The sequence below is a fragment of the Curtobacterium sp. MCBD17_021 genome, from assembly GCF_003234525.1.
In the GTDB taxonomy this organism is placed as follows: domain Bacteria; phylum Actinomycetota; class Actinomycetes; order Actinomycetales; family Microbacteriaceae; genus Curtobacterium.
Genome location: NZ_QKTS01000001.1, coordinates 187,921 through 210,155 on the forward strand (window position 1 = coordinate 187,921; position 22,235 = coordinate 210,155).

Sequence of the window (22,235 nt, forward strand, 5' to 3'; positions counted from 1 at the left end):
CCGGGACAGTCTAGGCGCGACCCCCGACAGGGATCAGGCTCCGGAGGCTCGTTCCGCGACGAGCGATCGGGCGCGCACCGCGAGGTCCGCGTGGTCCGCGAACACGCCGTCGACACCGGTCCGGACGACCGATGTGAACCACCGCTCCCAGTCGCCGTACGCCGCCAGGTCGCCACCACGTCGGAGCACCGCCGGCAGGAAGCGGTTCTCCGGGCGGAGCGTCCACGTGTACACCGCCAGGCCGACGGCGTGGGCCCGCTCGACGACGTCGCTCCGCACGGGGCCGGGGTCGTCGAGGGCACGGGAGTCGACACCGGCCATCAGCGTCGGCAGGTCCACGCTGACGCCGTCGAACTCGGTCGCGAGTCGGGCCAGCGCGGCGTCAGACCGCTCGGCGGCGTACGTCGGGGCGGCGGACCCGACGGAGGCGACCTCGTCGGCGGCCGCACCACGGGCCTCCTGGAGGTACACCAGCCGCCCGCCCGTGCCGAGCGCGGCGACCTCGCGCAGGACGCCCTTCTCGAACGACTCGACCGTCAGCCGGTCGTCCCCGCGCCACCCGGCGGCGCCGAGCACGCCGTCGAGGAGCGGGGCCATCGGGAACCCCGCCGCGGCGAAGGCACTGGCGTGCTTGACCTCGGCGACCAGGCCGACCCGGCGAGGGGCGGCGTCCAGGATCGCGAGCAGGTCCTCCAGGCGCAGGACGGTGTCCTCGCCGTCGTGCTGACGGGAGGCCCGGCGCAGCTCCGGCAGGCGCTCACGGGTCCGCAGGGTGCGCAGCTCCTCCCACGTGAAGTCCTCGGTGAACCAGCCGGTCAGTCGTCGACCCTCGATCGTCTTCGTCGTCCGGCGGTCCCGGAACTCCGGGCGGTCCGCGACGTCCGTGGTGCCGGACACCTCGTTCTCGTGACGGAGCACCAGGACGCCGTCCTTCGTCGGCACGAGGTCCGGCTCGACGGCGTCCGCGCCGAACTCGATCGCGAGTTCGTAGGCGCTGCGGGAGTGCTCGGGGCGGTACCCGGAGGCGCCGCGGTGGGCGATGACGAGCGGCTGCATGCAGGCGACGATACGGAGTGCTGATGAACACCGTGGACGTTCAGCGAGCCTGCGGAGATCCCTCGGTGGACCGACAGCGAGCGCCAATAGGCTCCCCGGTAGGAGGACCCGGAGACGTTCCGCTTCCCGCGAATCCACAGCCATCGGGCCCGATCGGCCCGTACGCTGTGAGGACACGAAGGAACGGCTCCGCCGCACTCCTTCCCGAGCCCACGAGCCGATGCCATCCGGGTACCGGCTCCACGACTCCACACCAGAGGAATCAGAGGACACCATGGCCTTCAAGCCCGGTTTCGACCAGTCCCCCGCCTTCAACGACGCGGGCCGGAACGCATGGGGCGCCGGCTCGAACGCACAGCAGGGCTACCCGCAGCAGGGGTACCCCCAGCAGGGCGGCTACCCGCAGGCGCCGTACGGCCAGACCGGCTGGGGACAGGCGCCGCAGCAGCCCGGGCTGTCACCCGACCAGCTGCGTGACATGTACGACCGCCCGTCGGCGAACAAGGTCGACACGGACCGCATGTCGTACGAGGACACCATCGTCAAGACGCTCCTGGCGTTCGGCGTGCTCATCGTCGGTGCCGTCGCCGGGTGGAACCTCCCGCCGGTGGTCTGGATCGTCGGGGCGCTCGTCGGGTTCGTCCTCGCACTGGTGAACACCTTCAAGAAGAAGCCGTCGCCCGGCCTCGTGCTGGCGTACTCCTTCTTCGAAGGCCTCTTCGTCGGTGGCATCTCGGGCATGTACAACACCATGTGGGACGGCATCGTCACGCAGGCGGTGTTCGGCACACTCGGTGTCTTCGCGGTGACGCTCCTGCTCTTCTCGTCCGGCAAGGTCCGTGCCACGCCGAAGCTGACCCGGTTCTTCCTGGTCGCGATGGTCGGCTACATGGCGTTCTCGCTCGTCAACATCGTGCTGATGTTCACCGGTGTGACGCAGAGCGCCTTCGGCCTCCTCGGCGTCACGGTGTTCGGCATCCCGCTCGGCGTCCTGATCGGCATCTTCGTGGTGCTGATGGCGGCGTACTCGCTCATCCTCGACTTCGACCAGATCAAGACCGGTGTCGAGCGCGGCGCTCCCCGCATCTACGCCTGGACGGCGGCGTTCGGCCTCATCGTCACGCTCGTCTGGCTGTACCTCGAGATCCTGCGCATCCTGGCGATCATCGCCAGCAGCTCGCGCAACTAGCTCGCAGCACTCGGAGGGCCCCGGCAGTCGCCGGGGCCCTCCGTCGTTTCCCCCCCCAGAGGTTCCGTGATGACGGAACTTCGCGCGCCGAGATGCCACGATCCTGGAACCGGGGCGACCGCACGCGGTACGCCCTGGAACCTCGACGGGCGGCAACGGGTAGCTGGGCGAGCCACCGGCCAGGAGGCACAGCGCGGCCCCGGCGGCACCGGTTCCGCGATCGCGGAACCTCGCTCGTCGAGATGCCGCCCTTTCGGAACCAGGACGACCGCGGGCGGCGAGTCGTGGAACCACGGCGCGCCGGGGAACGTGGGCCGGGAGACGCGGGCCGGGAGCCGCGAGCCGCGCCCGGCAGAACGAGCGAGGGCCCGGTACGCAGTGCGTACCGGGCCCTCGGGCGTTCAGGGGAGACTCACTCCCACTCGATCGTCCCCGGCGGCTTCGACGTGACATCGAGCACGACCCGGTTGACGTCGCGCACCTCGTTCGTGATGCGGTTCGAGATCTTCGCGAGGACGTCGTACGGCAGGCGCGTCCAGTCCGCCGTCATGGCGTCCTCGGACGAGACCGGCCGGAGCACGATCGGGTGCCCGTACGTGCGACCGTCGCCCTGGACCCCGACCGAGCGGACGTCGGCGAGGAGGACGACCGGGCACTGCCAGATCTCGTCGTCCAGGCCGGCTGCGGTGAGCTCGGCGCGGGCGATCGCGTCGGCCGCGCGCAGGATCTCGAGGCGCTCGGCCGTGACCTCACCGACGATGCGGATGCCGAGCCCCGGGCCGGGGAACGGCTGGCGACCGACGATGACCTCGGGCAGCCCGAGCTCGCGGCCGACGGCACGGACCTCGTCCTTGAACAGGGTGCGCAGCGGCTCGACGAGCTGGAACGTCATGTCGTCGGGCAGTCCGCCGACGTTGTGGTGCGACTTGATGTTCGCGGTGCCCGATCCACCGCCGGACTCGACCACGTCGGGGTAGAGCGTGCCCTGCACGAGGAACTTCACCTCGGCGTCGCCGTCGGACGCGCGGGCTTCGAGCACGAGCGCCTCGGCCGCGGCCTCGAACGTGCGGATGAACTCGCGCCCGATGATCTTGCGCTTCTGCTCCGGGTCGCTGACGCCGGCCAGGGCGTCGAGGAACTGCTCGCGGGCGTCGACCGTGACGAGCCGGACGCCGGTGGAGGCGACGTAGTCCTCCTCCACCTGCTTGCGCTCGTCGGAGCGGAGGAGCCCGTGGTCGACGAACACGCACGTCAGCTGGTCGCCGACGGCCTTGTGCACGAGCGCCGCGGCGACGGCGGAGTCGACGCCACCGGAGAGCCCGGCGATGACGCGGGAGGACCCGACCTGCGCGCGGATGCGTTCGACCTGCTCCTCGATCACGTTCGCGGAGTTCCAGTCCCCCGGCAGCCCGGCGGCACGGTGCAGGAAGTTCTCGAGCACGGCCTGGCCGAACGCGGAGTGCTTGACCTCGGGGTGCCACTGCACGCCGTAGAGCTTGCGCTCGTCGGAGGCGAAGGCCGCGACCGGGGTCGAGTCGCTGGAGGCGAGGACCTCGAAGCCCTCCGGGGCCTTCGACACGGCGTCACCGTGCGACATCCAGGTGGTCTGCGCAGCCGGCTGTCCGCCGAGCAGGACGCTGTCGGTCCCGCTGACGGTCACGTCGGTGGCGCCGTACTCCCGGAGGCCGGTGTTCGCGACCTCGCCGCCGAGCGACTTCGCCATGGCCTGGAAGCCGTAGCAGATGCCGAGCACGGGGACGCCGAGGTCGAGGATCTCGCTGTCCAGGGACGGTGCGCCGTCCTCGTAGACGGAGGACGGGCCTCCCGACAGGACGATCGCGGCCGGGTCCTTCGCGCGGATCTCGTCCGCCGTGGCGGAGTGCGGGACGATCTCGCTGTAGACGTTGGCCTCGCGGACCCGTCGTGCGATCAACTGCGCGTACTGCGCACCGAAGTCGACGACGAGGACGGGACGCTGTTCGGTCTCGCTCACCGAGCGCTCTCCTTCTCCCGCGACTGCTGCGCGGTCAGCTCGTGGTAGGTGGTCATGGCGGCCTGCTGCATGCGGTGCTCGACCACGAAGGACATGAACGGGATGATCCCGCCGAGGGCGATGAGCAGGAAACGCGTCGGCCGCCAGCGCATGATGCTCCAGAGGCGGAAGTCGGCGAAGAGGTAGACGACGTACAGCCAGCCGTGGGCGATGAGGATCGCGACCGACAGGTTGAACGTGCCGGGTGCTTCGCCGGCGGTGCCGTTCGGGACGAAGAACGCTCCCCCGCCGAGCTGCATTTCACGCTGGATGGGCGTGTACTTGATGACGACCTCGACGATCAGGGCCAGCAGCAGCACACCGGTGATGTACGCGGAGATGCGGTAGAACCGCACGGCCCCGGGGATCTTCGGGATGTCGCGGGTCCGGACGGTCAGAGCCATGCCGTCGATCCTACCGGCGACCCGGCTCGGCCCGGGCGTCGTCCACAGCAGCCTCGTCGGCGGGCGTCTCGTCCCCGACGGCGCCACCGGCGGCTGCTTCGGCGACCTCGCGCTCCTCGTCCTGCTCGCGCTCCCAGGCGTCCTTCACGAAGCGGTACCAAAGGAAGACGGCGAAGCCGGCGAAGACGACCCACTCGACCGCGTAGAACAGGTTGAGCCAGTCGAACTGGACCTCGCGCGTGGGGGCCCGGTCGGCGATGGTGCCGAGGTCGGCGGCATCCGCGACGGCCGCACCGGCGACGACGTACCCGCCGTACATCCGGTCGTCGAACGCCTTCCACGTGTTGACGAACCGCGCCGGCGCGACGGCCGAGTACTCCCCCTCCTCGAAGGAGTCCTGGTCGGGCGACTCCGCCGGGTAGTACCGGCCCTCGACCGTCATGCTCGCGCCGTCCGCCAGGCGGTCGCCCCCGGCGACCGCGGCCGACCGCCGGTCCGACCACCCGATCACGACCGGGAGGCTCGCCCCCGTCGCGTCGTCCACCAGGTGTCCGACGGACTGGTAGGTCCCGCCCCCGCTCCGGCCGGTGAGGACCGTGGTGTCACCGGGGACGAAGCGCCCGGAGACCGTGACCTTCTGCCCCGCGAGCGTCGAGCCCACGGGCTTCTCCGGCGTCGTGACCTCGTCGAGGGAGCGCCGCGTCTCGGTGCCGGCCGGCAGCGGCTTGCCGTTCTCGATGCTCCGCTCGAGCTGCCACTTGCCCAGGGCGGCGAAGACGCCCGCCAGGACCAGCGCCAACAGCAGCAGCGCGATCCACCTCGGACGTCGTGCAACGGCCCACATGCGTGTCAGTACTCCGGATCGCGTGGTCGGACCGGGCGTTCGGGACGCTCGGCGGGGATCTCGATCGACGACGTGCTCGCGCTCACGGGCTCCGGGGTGGCCGGCTGTTCGCGCGTCGGCGTCGTCTCCGGTTCCCCATTCTCGCGCTCTTCCCTGCCCGCGGCCTCCACGAGCGCGATCTCCTCGGCGAACCGGCGGTCGCGCTCGGCCTTGCGCTCGGCGGCGGCCTGCGCTGCCGCGAGCTCGCGGCCGCGGAGCTTCCGCACTCGGCCGGGCCGGAGCACGAGTCGCCCGATGCGGTCGGAGTTCACCGCGAGCAGCGGACCGAGCACCGCCATGATGAGGACGTAGAGACCGGCGAAGGCGGTGATGCGCTCCTCGAGTCCGGCCGCCGCGGACAGCGTCGCGAGGATGAGCGCGAACTCGCCCCGGTTGACGAGGATGACCGCGGTGTTGATGCCCTGCTGGACGCTGAAGCCGTTCATCCGGGCGACGAGCTGCCCCGCGACGGCGTTGAGCACGACGGTCATGCCGATGGCAGCGACGACGGGCCAGAGCACCTCGCCGAAGGTCGACACGTCGAGCCCGAGGCCGAAGTTCACGAAGAAGAACGCCGCGAACACGTCGCGCATCGGGAGCGCGAGCTGTTCGATGCGGTCGCGGTAGCGCGTGGCCCCGCAGAGCAGGCCGATCACGAACGCCCCGATGGCGTCGGTCACGCCGAGCAGGTCGCCGATGCCGCCGAACATCACCGCGAGCCCGAAGAACAGCACGGTGAACAGCTCGTCGTCACGGGTCGCGAAGATGCGTGACACCTGCTTGCCGCCCCAGCGCGCCAGGCTGAACATGACGATGAGGAACCCGAACGCGAGCGCGAGCTTCCCGATCACCGCCCAGATGTTCGTGTCGCCGGAGAGCACCACGGAGACGATCGCCAGGTAGACGGCGATGAAGACGTCCTCGATGACGGTGACGCCGAGGATCATCGGTGTCTCGTCGTTCGCCAGGCGCCGGAGCTCGATGAGGAGCTTCGTCACGATGGCGCTCGACGACGTCGCCGTCATCCCCGCGATGATCAGGGCTTCCCGCGTGCCCCATCCGAGTGAGAACCCGAACGCGAACCCGACGCCCATGTTGATGGCGACGTAGGTGCCGCCCGACACGAGGAGCTTGCCGGCGTTGCCGTAGAACTCCTCTTGGTCGAACTCCAACCCGAGGTTGAACAACAGCAGGATGAGCCCGAACGTCGCGATGAGCTCGATCGTGTGGGACTCGACGCTCAGCCCGATCCACGGGGTGTGCGGGCTCGCGATGAGCCCGACCACCATGTAGACCGGGATCGCCGGCAGGCCGATGGTCTTGCCGAGACGTCCGAGGACGTAGGCGATGAGGAACAGGCCGCCGATGGTCAGCAGCTCACCACCCAGGTGCATCCGCTAGCTCCCGGGCGGCGCCTCGGCAGCGGCTGCTGCCAGCTGACCGCTGCGGTAGAAGGAGAACGCCTTCGCGACCTTCTCGGGCGCCCCGGCGACGACGATGGTGTCCCCGGGGAACACGACGAAGTCGGACGAGGGCGCCGGGTTGGCGCTGTCGCCGCGGACCACCGCGACGACCGTCAGGCCGATGAAGCCGGAGTCGTGCAGGTCACCGAGGGGCTTGCCGGCGATGGCGTCGTCGTAGTCGACGCTGAACCAGTCGATGGAGAGGCCGGGGATCTCGTCGAGCTTGTCGAGGCCTTCGGTGATCCGGGTGCCGCCGAGCAGTTCGGCGAGGGTGTGCGCCTCGTCCTCGCTCAGGCGGAGCGAGACCTTCTCGGACTTGTCCGCGCCGTCGGCGACGTCCGCGAACGAGATGAGGTCGGAGTGACCCGACCGGTGCGTGATGACACCGCACTTGCCACCGTCGTCGGTGTAGAAGCTGTGCAGCACGCCGACGCCGGGGAGTTTGACGCGATGGACGTCGACCATGATGGCTCCCTTTCCCAGGACACCCATGCTAACCACCGGGAGGGCTCGGCCATTCCGTTCTCCACAGGTCATCCCGGCGGTGGACGCGGCGGTCCACCCCGCCTGACCAGGATGGCCGGATGACCGCCAGGACCGTCGTCGCCGTGACCGGTGCGCTCGTCGTCACCGCCTACGCCGCACTGCTCGCCGTGGACGCCCTCGTGCTCGACCCGCTCGCCGCCGTACCCGGGAAGTCGCTCGCGCAGGTCTACGCAGGCGTCGACGCGATCGGCATGGACTCCCGGCAGGACGTCGTCGGGGTGCTGGTGACGGCCGGCATCGGGGTCGCCCTCGCGGTGGCGGTCACGGTCATCGCCCTCTGGAAGCGCATGCCTGCACCGGTCGTCGCGGTGTGCCACCTCGCTCTGCTCGCACTCGGTGCCGTCGCGACCTTCCAGTCGGGTTTCTTCCTCGGCATGGACGTGGCCGACGCCTTCGGGGTGGCCGGCGGTGCACACGGCCCGTGGGCGGGCCTCCTGTACGGCACCAGCCTGGCGGCCCTGGTCGCGATCCCGGCGGTGCTCGTCGTGACGATGGTGCAGACCCTCCGCCGCGCCCGCGCCGCCGCCTAGCCAGTCGGACGCAGGGCCCGACACCAGCCGGTGCCGGCCCCGCGTCCGTGCCGTCTCAGCTGGGCTCGGTCGTCTTCTCGCCCACGACCTGCTCGTCGTCCGCCGTGGCACCCTCGGCACCGCTCGAGCGGCCACCGCCGACGACGACGTCGTCCTCCTCGAACCCGAACGCGATGTCCGGCGCCTCCAGCCGCACGCGGTCCGCGGACTCGTCGTCGGGCTGCAGCTGCGACTCCCGCTCGGCGGCGACCCGCTTGAGGTAGTTCGACACCTCGTTCTCGGTGGTCTCCTGGTCCCAGCCGAGCACGTCCGCCATGAGCCGCGCGGCCACCGGCGCCGCTGACTCGCCGCGGTCCCAGGCCTCGATGGAGATGCGGGTGCGGCGGGCGAGGACGTCCTCCAGGTGCAGGGCGCCCTCGTGCGAGGCCGCGTACACGACCTCGGCGCCGATGTAGTCGTCAGCACCGGGCAGCGGCTCGGCCAGCGACGGGTCGTCCTGCACGAGCTGGAGCACCTCGGTCGCCAGGGTGCCGTAGCGGTTGAGCAGGTGCTCGATCCGGACCTTGTGCACGCCGAACGTCTTCGCGGTGCGGGCCCGCTTGTTCCACGCAGCCGGGTACCCCTCGGCACCGAGCAGCGGGATGTCCTGCGTCGTCGACTCCGGGATCTTGCCGTCCATCGCGGCGGCGGCCTCGTCGATGGCGTCCTTGCCCATCACGCGGTAGGTGGTCCACTTGCCGCCCGCGACGACGACGAGGCCCGGAGCGGTGTGCGCGACGACGTGCTCGCGGCTGAGCTTCGACGTGGCCTCGGACTCCCCTGCCAGGAGGGGTCGGAGGCCGGCGTAGACGCCCTCGACGTCCTCGCGGGTGAGCGGCACCGCGAGCACCTTGTTGACGTGTTCGAGGATGTAGTCGATGTCCGCCGCGGTCGCCGCCGGGTGCGCCTTGTCGAGGTACCAGTCGGTGTCGGTCGTGCCGATCAGCCAGTGCCGACCCCACGGGATGACGAACAGGACGCTCTTCTCGGTGCGGAGGATCATGCCCGAGTTCGACTGGAACCGGTCGCGTGGGACGACGAGGTGGACACCCTTCGACGCCCGGACCTTGAACTGCCCGCGGGTGCCGACCATCGCCTGGGTGTCGTCGGTCCAGACACCCGTCGCGTTGACGACCTGCTTCGCCCGGATGTCGAAGTGCTCGCCGGTCTGGATGTCGTGCGCGTGCGCCCCGACGACCCGCTCGCCGACCTTGATGAAGCCCTCGATCCGGACCCGGGAGGCGGCGTGCGCGCCGTACGAGGCGGCGGTGCGCACGAGCGCGGCGACGTAGCGTGCGTCGTCGACCTGCGCGTCGTAGTACGTCATGCCGCCGACGAACGCGTCCTTCTTCAGGGACGGCATCGAGCGGAGCACCTGCGTGCGGGTGAGGTGGCGGTGGTGCGGCACGCCGGGCGGGCGTCCGCCGGACCAGCTGAACACGTCGTACATCGCCATGCCGATGCCGATGTAGAAGCGCTCCCAGACGCGGTGGTTGAGCGGGTACAGGAAGCGGACCGGCTTGACCAGGTGGGGTGCGATGCGCTGCAGCAGCAGGCCGCGTTCGATGAGGGCCTCGCGCACGAGCGTGAAGTTGAGCTGCTCGAGGTACCGGATGCCACCGTGCACGAGCTTCGACGACCGGCTGGACGTCCCCGAACCCCAGTCGCGGGCCTCCACGATGCCGACCGACAGGCCGCGCGTGACGGCGTCCAGCGCGGCACCACCGCCGACGATGCCGCCACCGACGACCAGGACGTCGAGCTCCCTGGTCTTCATGGTCTCGATCGCGGCCTCGCGTTCATCGGGACCGAGCTTCGTCGAGGGGTCGAACCCCGCTGTGCTGGCCGCACCGTTCGTGACCGTCGTTGTCATGCTCGCCTCCGTCGCCGTGCGGCGCCGGAGCGTCACCCGCGGAACGTCCGCGAGCGCACCGCCGTCAGCGGTGGTACGGCGCCACGACCACTTCTACTCGCTGGAACTCCTTGACGTCGGAGTATCCGGTCGTCGCCATCGAGCGACGCAGGGCGCCGATGAGGTTCGCGCGGCCGTCCCACGACGGGGTCGGGCCGTTCAGGATGCTCTCGAGCGAACCGATCGTGCCGACCTCGACACGGCGGCCACGGGGCAGCTCCGGGTGGTGCGCCTCGGCACCCCAGTGGAAGCCACCGCCGGGGGCTTCCTGGGCGCGCGCCAGCGCGGTGCCGAGCATGACGGCGTCGGCACCCATCGCGATCGCCTTGACGACGTCACCGGCGGTGTCGAGGCCGCCGTCGGCGATCACGTGCACGTACCGGCCGCCGGACTCGTCCATGTAGTCACGACGGGCACCGGCGACGTCCGCGACCGCGGTCGCCATCGGCGCGTGGATGCCGAGCGCGGCACGGGTGGTCGAGGCCGCGCCACCGCCGAAGCCGACGAGCACGCCCGCGGCACCGGTGCGCATGAGGTGCAGGGCCGCCGTGTAGGTGGAGGCACCGCCGACGATCACGGGGACGTCGAGCTCGTAGATGAACTTCTTGAGGTTGAGCGGCTCGGTGTTCTGCGACACGTGCTCGGCGCTCACCGTGGTGCCGCGGATGACGAACAGGTCGACGCCGGCGTCGACGACGGTCTGCGAGAACTCGGCCGTGCGCTGCGGGCTGAGCGACCCGGCGACGGGCACCCCGGCGGCGCGGATCTCGGCCAGGCGGCGGGTGATGAGCTCGGCCTTGACCGGCTCGGCGTAGATCTCCTGCATGCGCTTCGTGACGTTGCCGTCGGTCAGCGTGCGGATCTCGGCCAGGTACGGCTCCGGGTCCTCGTAGCGGGTCCAGAGGCCTTCGAGGTCGAGGACCCCGAGCACGCCGAGACGACCCATCTCGATGACGGTCGCGGGCGAGGCGACGGAGTCCATCGGTGCCGAGAGGATCGGCGACTCGAAGGTGAACGCGTCGATCGACCACTGGACGTTGACGTCACGCGGGTCACGCGTCCGTCGCGAGGGGACCACCGCGATGTCGTCGAACGCGTACGCCCGACGTCCGCGCTTGCCTGCACCGATCTCGACTTCGCTCACCCGCCAACCCTACCGGGCGGGGTGCGCGGGTGGCACGGCCGGACGGTCGGGAGCGGCAGCGGAGTCGATCGACCGGACCGGTCAGCGCGGGTCCCGGCGCCGGGGCGGACGAGCGCCACGGTTCGTGCGCGTCCGTCGGAGCACCCGGAGCGTCAGCCCCAGGAGCAGCGCCAGCACGACCAACACGACGAGCAGCGCGGCGGCGACCTTCACGAGCAGGGCCGCACCGATGAAGAGGACGACGAACACCACCCACACCAGGGCGTCCGTCGCGCGGTCGGCGAAGCGTTGCACGCTGGAACGGTACCCGACCGGCGAAGCCGGGGCGGGCCTCCCGGCCGGACGGGAGGCCCGGTCGCGGTCGCAGGGGACGCGCCTGTCCGCGGACGGCGCCGCGATGTGCGCGAGACGCCGCCGGATCCCTCGGCGTCTCGGTGACCGCGGGGCGTCGCGGACTGACGGAGGCGCCTCGACGGCTCTCCTCGTCCCTGCCGAGCACGAGAGCGGGGCCGTGCGGCGCGCAAGCGCAGCCAGCACGGCCCCGTCCGTCGCGGATGCTGCCCCCACAGCGGCACCCGCGGTGTCGACGCCCTATTTCGTGGCGTCGACGTCCTTCGCGAGCGTCCCGAGGTAGAGCTCGATGACCTTGGGGTCGTCGGCGAGCTCCTTCCCGGTGCCCGAGTAGGCGTTCCGTCCCTGGTCGAGGACGTACCCGCGGTCGCAGATCTGCAGGCACCGGCGCGCGTTCTGCTCCACCATGATCACCGAGACGCCGGCCTTGTTGATGCGGCGGGTGCGGATGAACGTCTCGTCCTGCCGCACCGGCGACAGCCCGGCGCTCGGCTCGTCGAGCAGCAGCACCTTCGGGTCCATCATGAGCGCGCGGGCCATCGCGACCGACTGCCGCTCACCACCGGAGAGCGACCCGGCCCGCTGGCCCTTGCGCTGCCCGAGGACGGGGAACAGGTCGTAGATGACCTCGAGCCGCTCGCTGAACTTCTTCGGCCGCAGGTACAGCCCCATCTGCAGGTTCTCCTCGATGGAGAGCGACGGGAAGACGTTGTTCGTCTGCGGGACGAAGCCGACGCCAGCCTGCACGAGCTTGTTCGCCTTGAGGTTCGTGATGTCCTCGCCCTGCAGCGTGACCGATCCCTCGCGGATGTTGACGAGGCCGAACAGCGCCTTGAGGAGCGTCGACTTGCCGGCGCCGTTCGGGCCGATGATGCCGATGAGTTCCCCCGGGTAGCAGACCAGGTCGCACCCGTTGAGGATGTTGACGCCCGGCAGGTACCCGGCGACGAGGTTGTCCGCGCGCATGACCGGCTCGCGGTCCTGCACCGCGGTGGCACCGCCGGTCGCGGCACGCGGGGTCGCCGCGGTCGCGCTGCCCGGAGCCGTGCTGCCCGGGGTCGTGCTGCCCGGGGTCGTGCTGCCCGGGGTGACGGCCACCGCTGCGGGCTCCGCACTGGAGGCCCGGTCCGCGCCGGTGCCGTTCGTCGCGTCCGTCATCGGGTCGCCTTCCCTTCGTCGGCGGCGTCCGCCGCGTCCTCTTCTGCGACCTCGTCGGCGAGCTCCTCGTAGGTCTCCTCGGTGAGGAGCGAGTCGTCACCGAGGTCGGTGTCGTGGTGGGCGCCGAGGTAGGCGTCGATGACGGCCTGGTCGTCCATGACGGTGGCAGCCGGGCCCTCGGCGACGACCTTGCCCTCGGCCATCACGACGACCCAGTCCGAGATGTGCCGGACCATGTGCATGTCGTGCTCGACGAAGAGCACGGTCATGCCGTCGTCGCGGAGGGACTGGATGTGCCCGAGCAGCGACTGGGTCAGCGCCGGGTTCACGCCGGCCATCGGCTCGTCGAGCATGATCATCGTCGGGTCGGACATCAGCGCGCGGGCCATCTCGAGGAGCTTCCGCTGCCCGCCCGAGAGCGACCCGGCGTAGTCGTCCTTCTTCTCGAGGAGCTTGAAGCGGGCGAGGAGGTCCTCGGCCTTCGCGGTGATCTCCTGCTCGCGCTTCTTCCACACCGGGCTGATCAGCGCGGCGAAGAAGTTCTCACCGGGCTGGTCCTTCGCGCCGAGCAGCATGTTCTGCATCACGGTCAAGCGGGACAGCGCCTTCGTCAGCTGGAAGGTACGGACCATGCCGGCCCGGGCGACCTTCGCGGCCCCGGTGTTGCCGAGCGTCTTCCCGTTGAACTGCCAACGCGCCTCCTTCCCGCTCGTCGGCTTGTCGAAGCCGGTGAGCAGGTTGAAGAACGTGGTCTTGCCGGCGCCGTTCGGGCCGATGAGGGCCGTGATGGCGCCGCGCTGCACCTCGAGGTGGTCGACGTCGACCGCCGTCATGCCGCCGAAGCGCCGGGTGATGTTGTCGACCGTGAGGATGGCGTCCGGCTTCGGCGAGCCGGGGGCGTGCTGCACCGCGGTGAGGGCGGTGGGGACGCCGGGCGTGGTTCCGGTGGTTTCAGACACTGAACGTCAGCTCCTTCTTGTTCCCCAGGAGTCCCTGTGGGCGGAAGACGATGAGGAGCATGAGCGCGACACCGACCAGCACGTAGGAGAACTGCTCGGCCTGCTGGGCGCTCATGATCGAGTTCGGGATGAAGTCACCCGCGAGCGTGCGGATGAAGAGACGGACGACGAAGAACAGGATCGCGCCGAGCACCGGCCCGAACACCGTCGCCGCACCACCGAGGATGAGTGCCGTCCAGATGAAGAAGGTCATCGAGCGGCCCATGGCGTCCGGTTGCACCGAACTCGGCAGGACGTAGATGACCCCGGCCAGGGCACCGAGCGCGCCACCGAAGACGAGCGCCTGCATCTTGTACGAGTAGACGTTCTTGCCGAGGGAGCGGACCGCGTCCTCGTCCTCGCGGATCGCCTTCACGACACGGCCCCACGGGCTGCGCATGAGGAGGAACAGCACGAGGGTGAACAGGGCGACGAGACCCCAGCCGACGATGCGGATCCACCATCCGTTGACGCCGTTGTTCGAGTACGTGAACCACAGGATGGTCGTGGTGCCGTCGGGCAGGAAGCTCAGCGCGTTGAACGGTTCGCGGTAGCTCGAGCCGGTGATGCCGTTCGAGCCACCGGTGGTGTCGGTGAGCAGGCTGGAGCGGCCGACCATGCGGATGATCTCGGCGCCGGAGATCGTCACGATCGCCAGGTAGTCACCGCGCAGCCGCAGGGTCGGGATGCCGAGGATGACCGCGAAGACGATCGCGATGGCCAGGGCGATGAGCACCGCGAGACCGACGGGCAGGCCGTTCGAGATCGAGATCGCGAAGCCGTAGGCGCCGAGCAGCAGGAACGCCGCCTGGCCCATGTTCACCAAGCCGGTGAGACCGAAGTGCACGTTGAGGCCGATCGCGGCGAGGGCGAACGCCGCGGTCGTCGGGGCGAGTGCTTCCTGCGTGAGGGAGCTGAGGAGTTGGAGGATGTAGTCCATGCGGGTGCTCCCTTAACCGATCCGCTCGGCACGGCCGAAGATGCCCTGCGGCCGGAACAGCAGGATGAGGATGAGGATGACGAGGGCGGTGGCGTACTTGAAGTCACCGGGCAGCACCAGGTTCGTGAGTTCCACGACGATGCCGATGATCATCGAGCCGACGAGCGCGCCGTACGCGGTCCCGAGACCACCGAGCGTCACCGAGGCGAACATGAGGAGCAGCAGCTGCAGACCGGTCTGCCAGTTGACGCCGTTCAGCACGAGGCCGAGCATCACACCGGACAGGCCCGCGAGGCCGGCGGCGAGGGTCCACACGAACCGGATCACCCGGTCGACGTCGATGCCCGAGGCCGCGGCGAGCGCCGGGTTGTCGGACACGGCGCGGGTCGCCCGACCGAAGCGGGTCTTCGCGAGGAACAGCCCGGTGCCGACGAGCACGACGAGCGCGATGCCCATGGCGACGTAGGACTGCACGGTGAGGGTGATGCCGGCGAAGGTCACGGTCTCGGGGTTGCCCTGCTGGATGCGGACGGTCGAGGCGCCGAAGAAGTACTGGAACGCGTACTGGGCGGCGATCGAGAGGCCGATGGTCACGATCATCAGCTGGGTCAGGCTGATCCGGCGCTTGCGGAGCGGCTTCCAGATGCCCGCGTCCTGCAGGTACCCGGTGGCCGCGCAGAGCAGCACCGTGACGATGCCGGCGAGCCAGATGTTCCACCCGAGCTGGTTCGCGAAGACGTAGGCGAGGAGCCCGCCGAGGGTGACCTGCTCGCCGTGCGAGAAGCTCGACAGGCCGGTCGTGCCGTAGATCAGCGACAGACCGATCGAGGCGAGGGCGATGAGGAGCCCGAGTCGGATGCCGGAGGCGAACTGCTGCCAGAACCGTGCGGCGGTGACGCTGGTGGCACCGGTGTCGGTGGTCGCGCCCTCCTGGTCGGAGAGCTGGAAGATCGTGCCGGCGTTGGCGTTCAGGTTGCCCTGCACCGTGCGCTCGGCGTCCTTCGCGTCGGTGAGGTACTGCCCCTTCGGCAGTGAGTCCTGGTCGACCTTGACCGTGTAGGACCCGGCTTCCGGGACGCTGACCGACCAGCGGCCGTCGGCGTTCGTCGTCGAGGAGCCGGCGAAGGAACCCGGTCCGGTGACGTACACGTCGACGCCGTCGGCCGGCTCCCGGTCGGAGTCGAGGATGGTGCCCTGGATGCAGCCGTTCGTCGGGCTGACCACGCAGGGCCCGGTGCTCGCGGGCGCGCTGCTGGCCGACGGGGAGCTGGTCGCCGCGTCGGCCGCGGGCGAGAGTGCCCAGTCGACCGCGAAGGTGGCGAGGAAGGCGAGGAAGAGCACGGCGGCGAGGACCAGGCGACGGCGGCCTGGTGCCCCGCGGCGGAGTCGGCGCGCCAGCGCTGACCCCGGCGGAGTGATGGAACCCACGGATGAGCCTCTCGTTCGGATAGTCGAGGACCCTAGGGATTTTTTGTGTCCCCCGTGTTTCCGGCACGTTCCCTGCACAAATCGTGCCGGAACCGTGATCTTCCTCAGGCGCGTCGATTTGCTTTCCAGCCGAGAGCCTCCCGTCCGGCCGGTACAGCAGCCGATCGGGACCGCCGGAATGGCGCGCGCGGGTCGCGCGTTACCATGTCCTATCCGGAGCCCACCGCAGCGTCCCGGTGTCTCGACCACTTCACCTCGCTCACGAAGGGGACCCATGGACCAGCCGGATCCGTTCGGATTCATCGGACTCACGTACGACGACGTCATGCTCCTGCCGGGGCACACCGACGTCATCCCGAGCGAGGCGTCCACGGCGTCTCGGCTCACGAAGCGGATCTCGGTCAACGTGCCGCTGCTCTCCGCGGCCATGGACACCGTCACCGAGTCGCGGATGGCGATCGCGATGGCGCGCCAGGGCGGCATCGGGATCCTGCACCGCAACATGTCCATCGAGGACCAGGCCGCCTACGTCGACAAGGTGAAGCGCTCGGAGTCGGGCATGATCACCAACCCGGTGACCACCACCCCGGACGCCACCGTCGCCGACGTCGATGCGCTCTGCGGGCAGTTCCGCGTCTCCGGGCTGCCGGTCGTCGAGGCTGACGGCACGCTCGTGGGCATCATCACCAACCGTGACATGCGCTTCGTCGCACCGTTCGAGATGTCCAGCACGCTCGTCCGTGACGTCATGACGAAGGCCCCGCTCATCACGGCACCCGAGGGCATCGACCCCGAAGAGGCGATCGCCATCTTCGCGCAGCACAAGATCGAGAAGCTGCCGCTGGTGGACGTCGACGGCAAGCTCCGCGGGCTCATCACCGTCAAGGACTTCGACAAGAGCGAGAAGTACCCGGACGCCACGAAGGACGAGGAGGGCCGGCTGCGCGTCGGTGCTGCCATCGGCTTCTTCGGGGACGCCTGGCAGCGCGCCGAGGCCCTCCGCGACGCCGGGGTCGACGTGCTCGTCGTCGACACCGCGAACGGCGAGAGCGAAGGCGTGCTCGACATGGTCCGCCGCATCAAGGCCGACTCGTCGTTCGACGGCATCGACGTCATCGGCGGCAACGTCGCGACCCGTGCCGGTGCGCAGGCGCTCATCGACGCCGGTGTGGACGCCGTCAAGGTCGGCGTCGGTCCGGGCTCGATCTGCACCACCCGCGTCGTCGCCGGTGTAGGCGTGCCGCAGGTGACCGCCGTGTACGAGGCCTCACTCGCCGCACGCGAAGCCGGTGTCCCGGTCATCGCCGACGGCGGCCTGCAGTACTCGGGTGACATCGCGAAGGCCCTGGTCGCCGGTGCGGACACCGTGATGCTCGGCTCCCTGCTGGCCGGCACGGACGAGTCCCCGGGCGACCTGGTGTTCGTCGGCGGCAAGCAGTTCAAGGCGTACCGCGGGATGGGCTCCCTCGGGGCGCTGCAGACCCGCGGCAAGAAGACCTCGTACTCGAAGGACCGCTACTTCCAGGCGGACGTCCCCTCGGACGAGAAGCTCATCCCCGAGGGCATCGAGGGCCAGGTGCCCTACCGCGGCTCGGTCGGCAACGTCGTGTACCAGCTCGTCGGCGGCCTCCGGCAGTCGATGTTCTACGTCGGCGGTCGGACGGTCCCGGAGCTCAAGGCCCGCGGCAAGTTCGTCCGCATCACCGCGGCCGGGCTGAAGGAGTCGCACCCGCACGACGTCCAGATGGTCGTCGAGGCGCCGAACTACCGCGGCTAGCGGGCTGGGCTTTCGAGACGCCGCCAGGTAGGCCACCCCTTCCCGTTCGCGGGACACCCCCGTCAACGCGGAACGCCGCCGACCGCTCGAGACGCCGCCGGGTCCGGCGCGTCTCGAGCGGTCGGCGGCGTCTCGGGGAGACGGGGGCGTCTCAGGCGACCGGCCAGCGCGAGGGCTACGCGCTCCGCCAGTCGTTCGAGGTGATGTGGCTGCCGCCGTGCGGGCCCATCTGGAGCATGCCGCCGTCGACGGGCAGTGAGACGCCCGTGATGTACGACGACGCGGGCGAGGCCAGGAAGGCCACCGCGGCGGCGATCTCCCACGCGTTGCCCGGACGGCCGAGCGGCACGCCGGGTCGGTCGATGGTGTGCGGGTCCTCGTCCTCGGCGCCGGTCATCCGCGTCGCGATCTCACCCGGTGCGACGGCGTTCGCGGTGATGCCGTGCTCGGCGAGCTCGATCGCGATGGTCTTCAGCAGTCCGCCGAGCCCGTGCTTCGCGGCGTCGTAGGCGCTCGAGCCGTAGCGGGGCTGGTGCTCGTGCACGCTCGTGATGCCGATGATCCGGCCACCGGTGCCCTGCGCGACCATGCGCCGGGCCGCGGCCTGGATCGTGACGAAGGCGCCGTCGAGGTCGGTCGCGACCGTGTGACGCCACTGGTCGAGCGTGATGTCGAGGAACGGTGCGTTGTCGCCCGTCCCGGCGTCGGCGACGATCACGTCCACGCCGCCGAGCTGCTCGGCGATCCGCTCGATGACGGCACCGGCCCCGGCGAGGTCGGTGACGTCGATCTGCTCGACGACGACCTTCCGCCCGAGGCCGCGGATCTCCTCCGCGGTCTCCTCGGCGCGCTCGGGCTCGGACAGGTAGGTGATGCCGACGTCCATGCCGGCGGTCGCGAGCGCGACGGCGGTGGCACGGCCGATGCCGGATTCTGCGCCGGTGACGATGGCCCTGGTGGGCTGGAACACGGTGGTCGAGGATGTGTCGCTCATGCCTGCGGAACGTACGCCGGACCTCCAGGGCGCCCGTCCGGAACCGCGGAGACCGTCCAGACGGACTCCTGATCAGGGCTTCCCGTACGTCCGTTCAGAAGTGTCACGGGTATGTAACGAAACACCCAGGTGTGTCCTTCCGTCACACGGGCGAAACACATCGACCCTAGTTTTCTCTCCAATCCCACGCGGAGACGCCGCGCTCGACCCGATGCGGTAGGGCCTCCGCGCAGAGAAAGGGTTCCACGGATGATCAGAACCACCCGCGCCACCACGGCGCTGGCACTGGCGGGAGCGGCCGCGGTGCTCCTCGTCGGCTGCTCCACCTCGAGCAACGCCGGTGACGGCGGATCCGAGTCGGCCAAGGCCGGCGGCGCGAAGAAGGACCCGGCCGCGAGCTGCGAGGCCCCCTCGTCGCCCAGCACCGACCCGCTGAAGATCGGTACGATCCTGCCGCTGACCGGATCGCTCGCCTACCTCAACCCGCCGGCCGAGTCCGGCGTCGGCCTCGCCGTCGAGGACATCAACGCGGCGGGCGGTGTGCTCGACGAGGACGTCACCATCGACCCCGCCACCGACTCCGGTGACAGCAACGACATGACCGTGTCGAGCTCGGCGGCCACCAAGCTCGTCGACGCGAAGGTCCCGGTCGTCATCGGCGCCGAGTCGTCCTCCGTCACGCTCAACGTGATCGACCAGCTCACGAGCAACTGCATGGTGCAGATCTCACCGGCGAACACGGCGACCGACCTGTCCGGCTACTCGTCGCACTACTACCGCACCGCACCGCCGGACTCGGTCCAGGGTTCCGCGCTGGGCCAGCTCGTCACGGGCGACGGCAACGCCAAGGTGGCGTTCCTCGTCTTCAACGACACGTACGGCACGGGCCTGCGCAACTCCGTCCAGGACGCCGTCGAGTCCGCCGGTGGCCAGGTCGTCTACGGCGCCAAGGGCAAGGGCCAGGAGTTCCCGCCCGGACAGACCACGTTCTCGTCCGAGGTGACCGCGGCGCTCGCCACCGAGCCCGACGCGATCGTCGTGCTCGCGTTCGACGAGACGAAGTCGATCATCCCCGAGCTCGTCTCGCAGGGGAACAAGGCGAAGATCTACATGTCCGACGGCAACACGGCGGACTACTCGAAGGACTTCGACAAGGGCACCCTCGAGGGCGCACAGGGGACCATCCCCGGTGCCAGCCCGAAGGACGACCTGAAGAAGCGCCTCGTCGACTTCTACAAGGAGTCGTCGGGCGACGACCTCGCCGACTTCTCGTACGCGGCTGAGTCCTACGACGCCACCACCCTCGCCGCCCTCGCCGCGGTGAAGGGCAAGGGCACCGACTCCGGCACGATCCAGGCCAACATGGCTGCGGTCTCCGGGGCGGACGGCGGCACCGAGTGCTCGACGTTCAAGGACTGCAAGGACCTCCTCGACGAGGGTGAGGACATCCACTACACCGGCCCGTCCGGCATCGGTCCGTTCGACAGCAAGAACGACCCGTCGAGCGCCTACATCGGCATCTACAAGTTCGACGGCGACAACAAGCCCGTCTACCAGAGCGCCATCCAGGGCTCGGTCTCGAAGTAACACCCCGCACGATTGACGGCCCCCGGGAGCAGCTGCTCCCGGGGGCCGTTCGCGTGGGCGGACGCCGACGGCCTGTGCGGCGGCCGTCGGGGCGGCGCAACGTGCCGTCGGGGCGGCGCAGCCCGCGGCCGGGCGGTGGCGGACGGCCGGGTGATGGCGGCGGGGGGGGGCGAGACACCGGTGTCAACGGGAGACGCCGCGAAGCGACCGAGACGCCGCCGATGGTGGCGGCGTCTCGCGCAGACGGGCGTGTCTCACGCGCGTGGGGCATCGAGGAGACCGCGGCGCCCCATGCAGACGGGTGCGTCTCGCCCACACCCGGCGGGCACCGGCCGGGAGGCCCGCCCCGCCCCCGTCAGCTCAGGCCGGCTCGGGGACGACGTCACGTCGCGCACCTCGCCGCGCTGCGGTGAACGAGTCGACCGTGAGCACCACGAGCGCCAGCCAGACGATCCCGAAGCCGATCCACCGCGAGGCCGACATCGGCTCGTGCTGGACGAGCACGCCCACGAGCAGCTGCATGACCGGTGCGAGGTACTGCGTCAGCCCGAGCGTCGACAGGCTCACGCGCCGCGCCGAGGACGCGAAGAGCAGCAGCGGCACCGCCGTCGCCGGCCCGGTCAGCACCGTGACGAGGGCGTGCGGCCAGCCCTCGCTCGTGAAGGTCACCCCACCGCCGAGCCCGGTGACCCCGAGCACCACGAGGGTGCCGACGGCGAGCGGCAGCAGCCACACCGTCTCGATCGTCAGCCCGCTGAGGGCGTCGACCGTGCCCCCGACGCGCTTCTTCACCAGGCCGTACGAGCCGAACGAGAACGCCAGCACGAGCGCGATCCACGGCATCTGCCCGTAGCCGACCGCGATGACGACGACGGCCAGGACGCTGATCCCCACCGCGGTCCACTGCAGCGGACGCAGGCGTTCGCGGAGGACCAGGACGCCGAGCGCGATCGTGACGAGCGGGTTGATGAAGTACCCGAGGGCTGCCTCGACCGTGTGGCCCGTCGTCGTCGCGAGCACGTACACGGTCCAGTTCACCAGGATGAGCCCGGCAGCGACCCCCATCACGCCCATCACCCGGGGCTGCACGAGCAGGGACCGGGTACGGAGCCACGACCGGGTCGCCAGGATCGCCACGGCGCAGAACACCAGGCCGAAGACGATGCGCCACGACACGATCTCGAACGCGGCAGCGGGGGCCATGGCCGCGAAGAGCAACGGCATGAGCCCCCAGAGCCCGTACGCCACGAGCGCCTGCACCACACCGACGGACGCCTCGCTCCGCGCTGGGCGCGGGGGAATCGGTTCACTCACGGAACCATCCTAGGAAGGCGGGCCGACGGACGCGCCCGAACCCGGGCCTCCCGGCGGTCTGCGGTGTTCCCGGAACGACGAACGCCCCGCCGGCCAGGCCGACGGGGCGTTCGTGGAGCGGGTGTCAGTGCTCGATGACCGCGAGGACGTCGCGGGCCGAGAGGACGAGGAGGTCCTCACCGGAGTACTTGACCTCGGTGCCGCCGTACTTGGAGTAGATGACCTTGTCGCCGACGGCGACGTCGAGCGGCACGCGGTTGCCGTTGTCGTCGATGCGACCCGGGCCCACGGCGACGACCTCGCCCTCCTGGGGCTTCTCCTTCGCGGTGTCCGGGATGACCAGACCCGACGCGGTGGTCTGCTCCGCCTCGACCTGGCGGATGACGATGCGATCTTCGAGCGGCTTGATGCTGACGGCCACGGTGACCTCTTCTTTCTCGGTACGTGTTCGGTACTGACGAAAACCGGGTTGGCACTTCCCTCGGGAGAG

Annotated in this window: 20 protein-coding genes; 4 read left to right on the forward strand and 16 right to left on the reverse strand. The window is 70.2% G+C overall.

The features are described from left to right. Positions 1-33 precede the first annotated feature (33 nt). Positions 34-1,056: a glycerophosphodiester phosphodiesterase family protein gene (locus DEI83_RS00865; RefSeq protein WP_111079944.1), complete on the reverse strand. Its 1,023-nt coding sequence runs from the start codon at positions 1,054-1,056 to the stop codon at positions 34-36. A gap of 274 nt (positions 1,057-1,330) precedes the next feature. On the opposite strand from DEI83_RS00865, the gene DEI83_RS00870 reads away from it, so the two are divergent. Continuing rightward, positions 1,331-2,245, forward strand: a complete 915-nt coding sequence (locus tag DEI83_RS00870) for a Bax inhibitor-1/YccA family protein (RefSeq protein ID WP_111079945.1) — start codon at positions 1,331-1,333, stop codon at positions 2,243-2,245. Positions 2,246-2,657: 412 nt separating this feature from the next. Here the strand turns inward: DEI83_RS00870 and guaA are convergent, their stop codons facing one another. Genes guaA through DEI83_RS00895 form a run of 5 tightly spaced genes read right to left on the reverse strand, consistent with a single transcriptional unit; the run spans position 2,658 to position 7,492 of the window. Continuing rightward, positions 2,658-4,238 carry a glutamine-hydrolyzing GMP synthase gene (gene guaA / locus DEI83_RS00875; protein ID WP_111079946.1) on the reverse strand — a complete coding sequence of 527 codons (1,581 nt, stop codon included), beginning with the start codon at positions 4,236-4,238 and terminating at the stop codon, positions 2,658-2,660. Then, complete coding sequence (locus tag DEI83_RS00880; protein ID WP_111079947.1) at positions 4,235-4,681, reverse strand: DUF3817 domain-containing protein; 447 nt, start codon at positions 4,679-4,681, stop codon at positions 4,235-4,237. The genes guaA and DEI83_RS00880 overlap by 4 nt, the downstream gene beginning before the upstream one ends. A gap of 10 nt (positions 4,682-4,691) precedes the next feature. Beyond that, a complete protein-coding gene (locus DEI83_RS00885) occupies positions 4,692-5,525 on the reverse strand; it encodes an SURF1 family cytochrome oxidase biogenesis protein (RefSeq protein WP_111079948.1) in 834 nt (277 codons plus the stop codon). Between the two features lie 5 nt (positions 5,526-5,530). Further along, positions 5,531-6,958 (reverse strand): cation:proton antiporter, encoded by a 1,428-nt coding sequence (locus tag DEI83_RS00890; protein ID WP_111079949.1) that lies wholly within the window; start codon positions 6,956-6,958, stop codon positions 5,531-5,533. Between the two features lie 3 nt (positions 6,959-6,961). Further along, complete coding sequence (locus DEI83_RS00895; protein WP_110824193.1) at positions 6,962-7,492, reverse strand: cation:proton antiporter regulatory subunit; 531 nt, start codon at positions 7,490-7,492, stop codon at positions 6,962-6,964. 119 nt (positions 7,493-7,611) lie between these two features. Between DEI83_RS00895 and DEI83_RS00900 the strand changes: the two genes are divergently transcribed. After that, on the forward strand, positions 7,612-8,103 hold the full coding sequence (locus tag DEI83_RS00900; RefSeq protein ID WP_111079950.1) for a hypothetical protein: 492 nt from the start codon (positions 7,612-7,614) through the stop codon (positions 8,101-8,103). A 55-nt stretch (positions 8,104-8,158) separates the two neighbouring features. Here DEI83_RS00900 and DEI83_RS00905 read toward each other — a convergent pair whose 3' ends face one another. From DEI83_RS00905 to DEI83_RS00935, 7 genes are all read right to left on the reverse strand, one after another. Continuing rightward, complete coding sequence (locus DEI83_RS00905) at positions 8,159-10,015, reverse strand: glycerol-3-phosphate dehydrogenase/oxidase (RefSeq protein ID WP_111080111.1); 1,857 nt, start codon at positions 10,013-10,015, stop codon at positions 8,159-8,161. A gap of 64 nt (positions 10,016-10,079) precedes the next feature. Then, entirely contained in the window at positions 10,080-11,198 is a 1,119-nt protein-coding gene (locus DEI83_RS00910; RefSeq protein ID WP_111079951.1) for a GuaB3 family IMP dehydrogenase-related protein, read from the reverse strand. A gap of 81 nt (positions 11,199-11,279) precedes the next feature. After that, entirely contained in the window at positions 11,280-11,492 is a 213-nt protein-coding gene (locus tag DEI83_RS00915) for a hypothetical protein (RefSeq protein ID WP_111079952.1), read from the reverse strand. A gap of 297 nt (positions 11,493-11,789) precedes the next feature. Continuing rightward, a complete protein-coding gene (locus tag DEI83_RS00920; protein ID WP_111080112.1) occupies positions 11,790-12,515 on the reverse strand; it encodes an ABC transporter ATP-binding protein in 726 nt (241 codons plus the stop codon). 188 nt (positions 12,516-12,703) lie between these two features. Further along, complete coding sequence (locus DEI83_RS00925; RefSeq protein WP_111079953.1) at positions 12,704-13,666, reverse strand: ABC transporter ATP-binding protein; 963 nt, start codon at positions 13,664-13,666, stop codon at positions 12,704-12,706. Then, positions 13,659-14,645, reverse strand: coding sequence for a branched-chain amino acid ABC transporter permease (locus DEI83_RS00930; RefSeq protein ID WP_111079954.1), 987 nt, complete (start codon positions 14,643-14,645; stop codon positions 13,659-13,661). Before DEI83_RS00930 ends, DEI83_RS00925 begins: the two co-directional genes overlap by 8 nt. 12 nt (positions 14,646-14,657) lie before the next feature. After that, the gene (locus DEI83_RS00935; RefSeq protein WP_111079955.1) at positions 14,658-15,986 is read right to left on the reverse strand and encodes a branched-chain amino acid ABC transporter permease; all 1,329 of its coding nucleotides are present in this window, start codon (positions 15,984-15,986) and stop codon (positions 14,658-14,660) included. Between the two features lie 361 nt (positions 15,987-16,347). On the opposite strand from DEI83_RS00935, the gene guaB reads away from it, so the two are divergent. Beyond that, positions 16,348-17,850, forward strand: coding sequence for an IMP dehydrogenase (guaB, locus tag DEI83_RS00940; RefSeq protein ID WP_111079956.1), 1,503 nt, complete (start codon positions 16,348-16,350; stop codon positions 17,848-17,850). A gap of 175 nt (positions 17,851-18,025) precedes the next feature. Here guaB and DEI83_RS00945 read toward each other — a convergent pair whose 3' ends face one another. Then, on the reverse strand, positions 18,026-18,844 hold the full coding sequence (locus DEI83_RS00945) for an SDR family oxidoreductase (protein WP_111079957.1): 819 nt from the start codon (positions 18,842-18,844) through the stop codon (positions 18,026-18,028). Positions 18,845-19,093: 249 nt separating this feature from the next. Between DEI83_RS00945 and DEI83_RS00950 the strand changes: the two genes are divergently transcribed. Then, a complete protein-coding gene (locus DEI83_RS00950; protein WP_111079958.1) occupies positions 19,094-20,431 on the forward strand; it encodes an ABC transporter substrate-binding protein in 1,338 nt (445 codons plus the stop codon). A gap of 360 nt (positions 20,432-20,791) precedes the next feature. Here the strand turns inward: DEI83_RS00950 and rarD are convergent, their stop codons facing one another. Both rarD and groES read right to left on the reverse strand, forming a co-directional pair. Beyond that, on the reverse strand, positions 20,792-21,745 hold the full coding sequence (gene rarD, locus DEI83_RS00955) for an EamA family transporter RarD (protein ID WP_111079959.1): 954 nt from the start codon (positions 21,743-21,745) through the stop codon (positions 20,792-20,794). A 124-nt stretch (positions 21,746-21,869) separates the two neighbouring features. Next, positions 21,870-22,166 (reverse strand): co-chaperone GroES, encoded by a 297-nt coding sequence (gene groES / locus DEI83_RS00960; RefSeq protein WP_071292506.1) that lies wholly within the window; start codon positions 22,164-22,166, stop codon positions 21,870-21,872. Positions 22,167-22,235 lie beyond the last annotated feature (69 nt).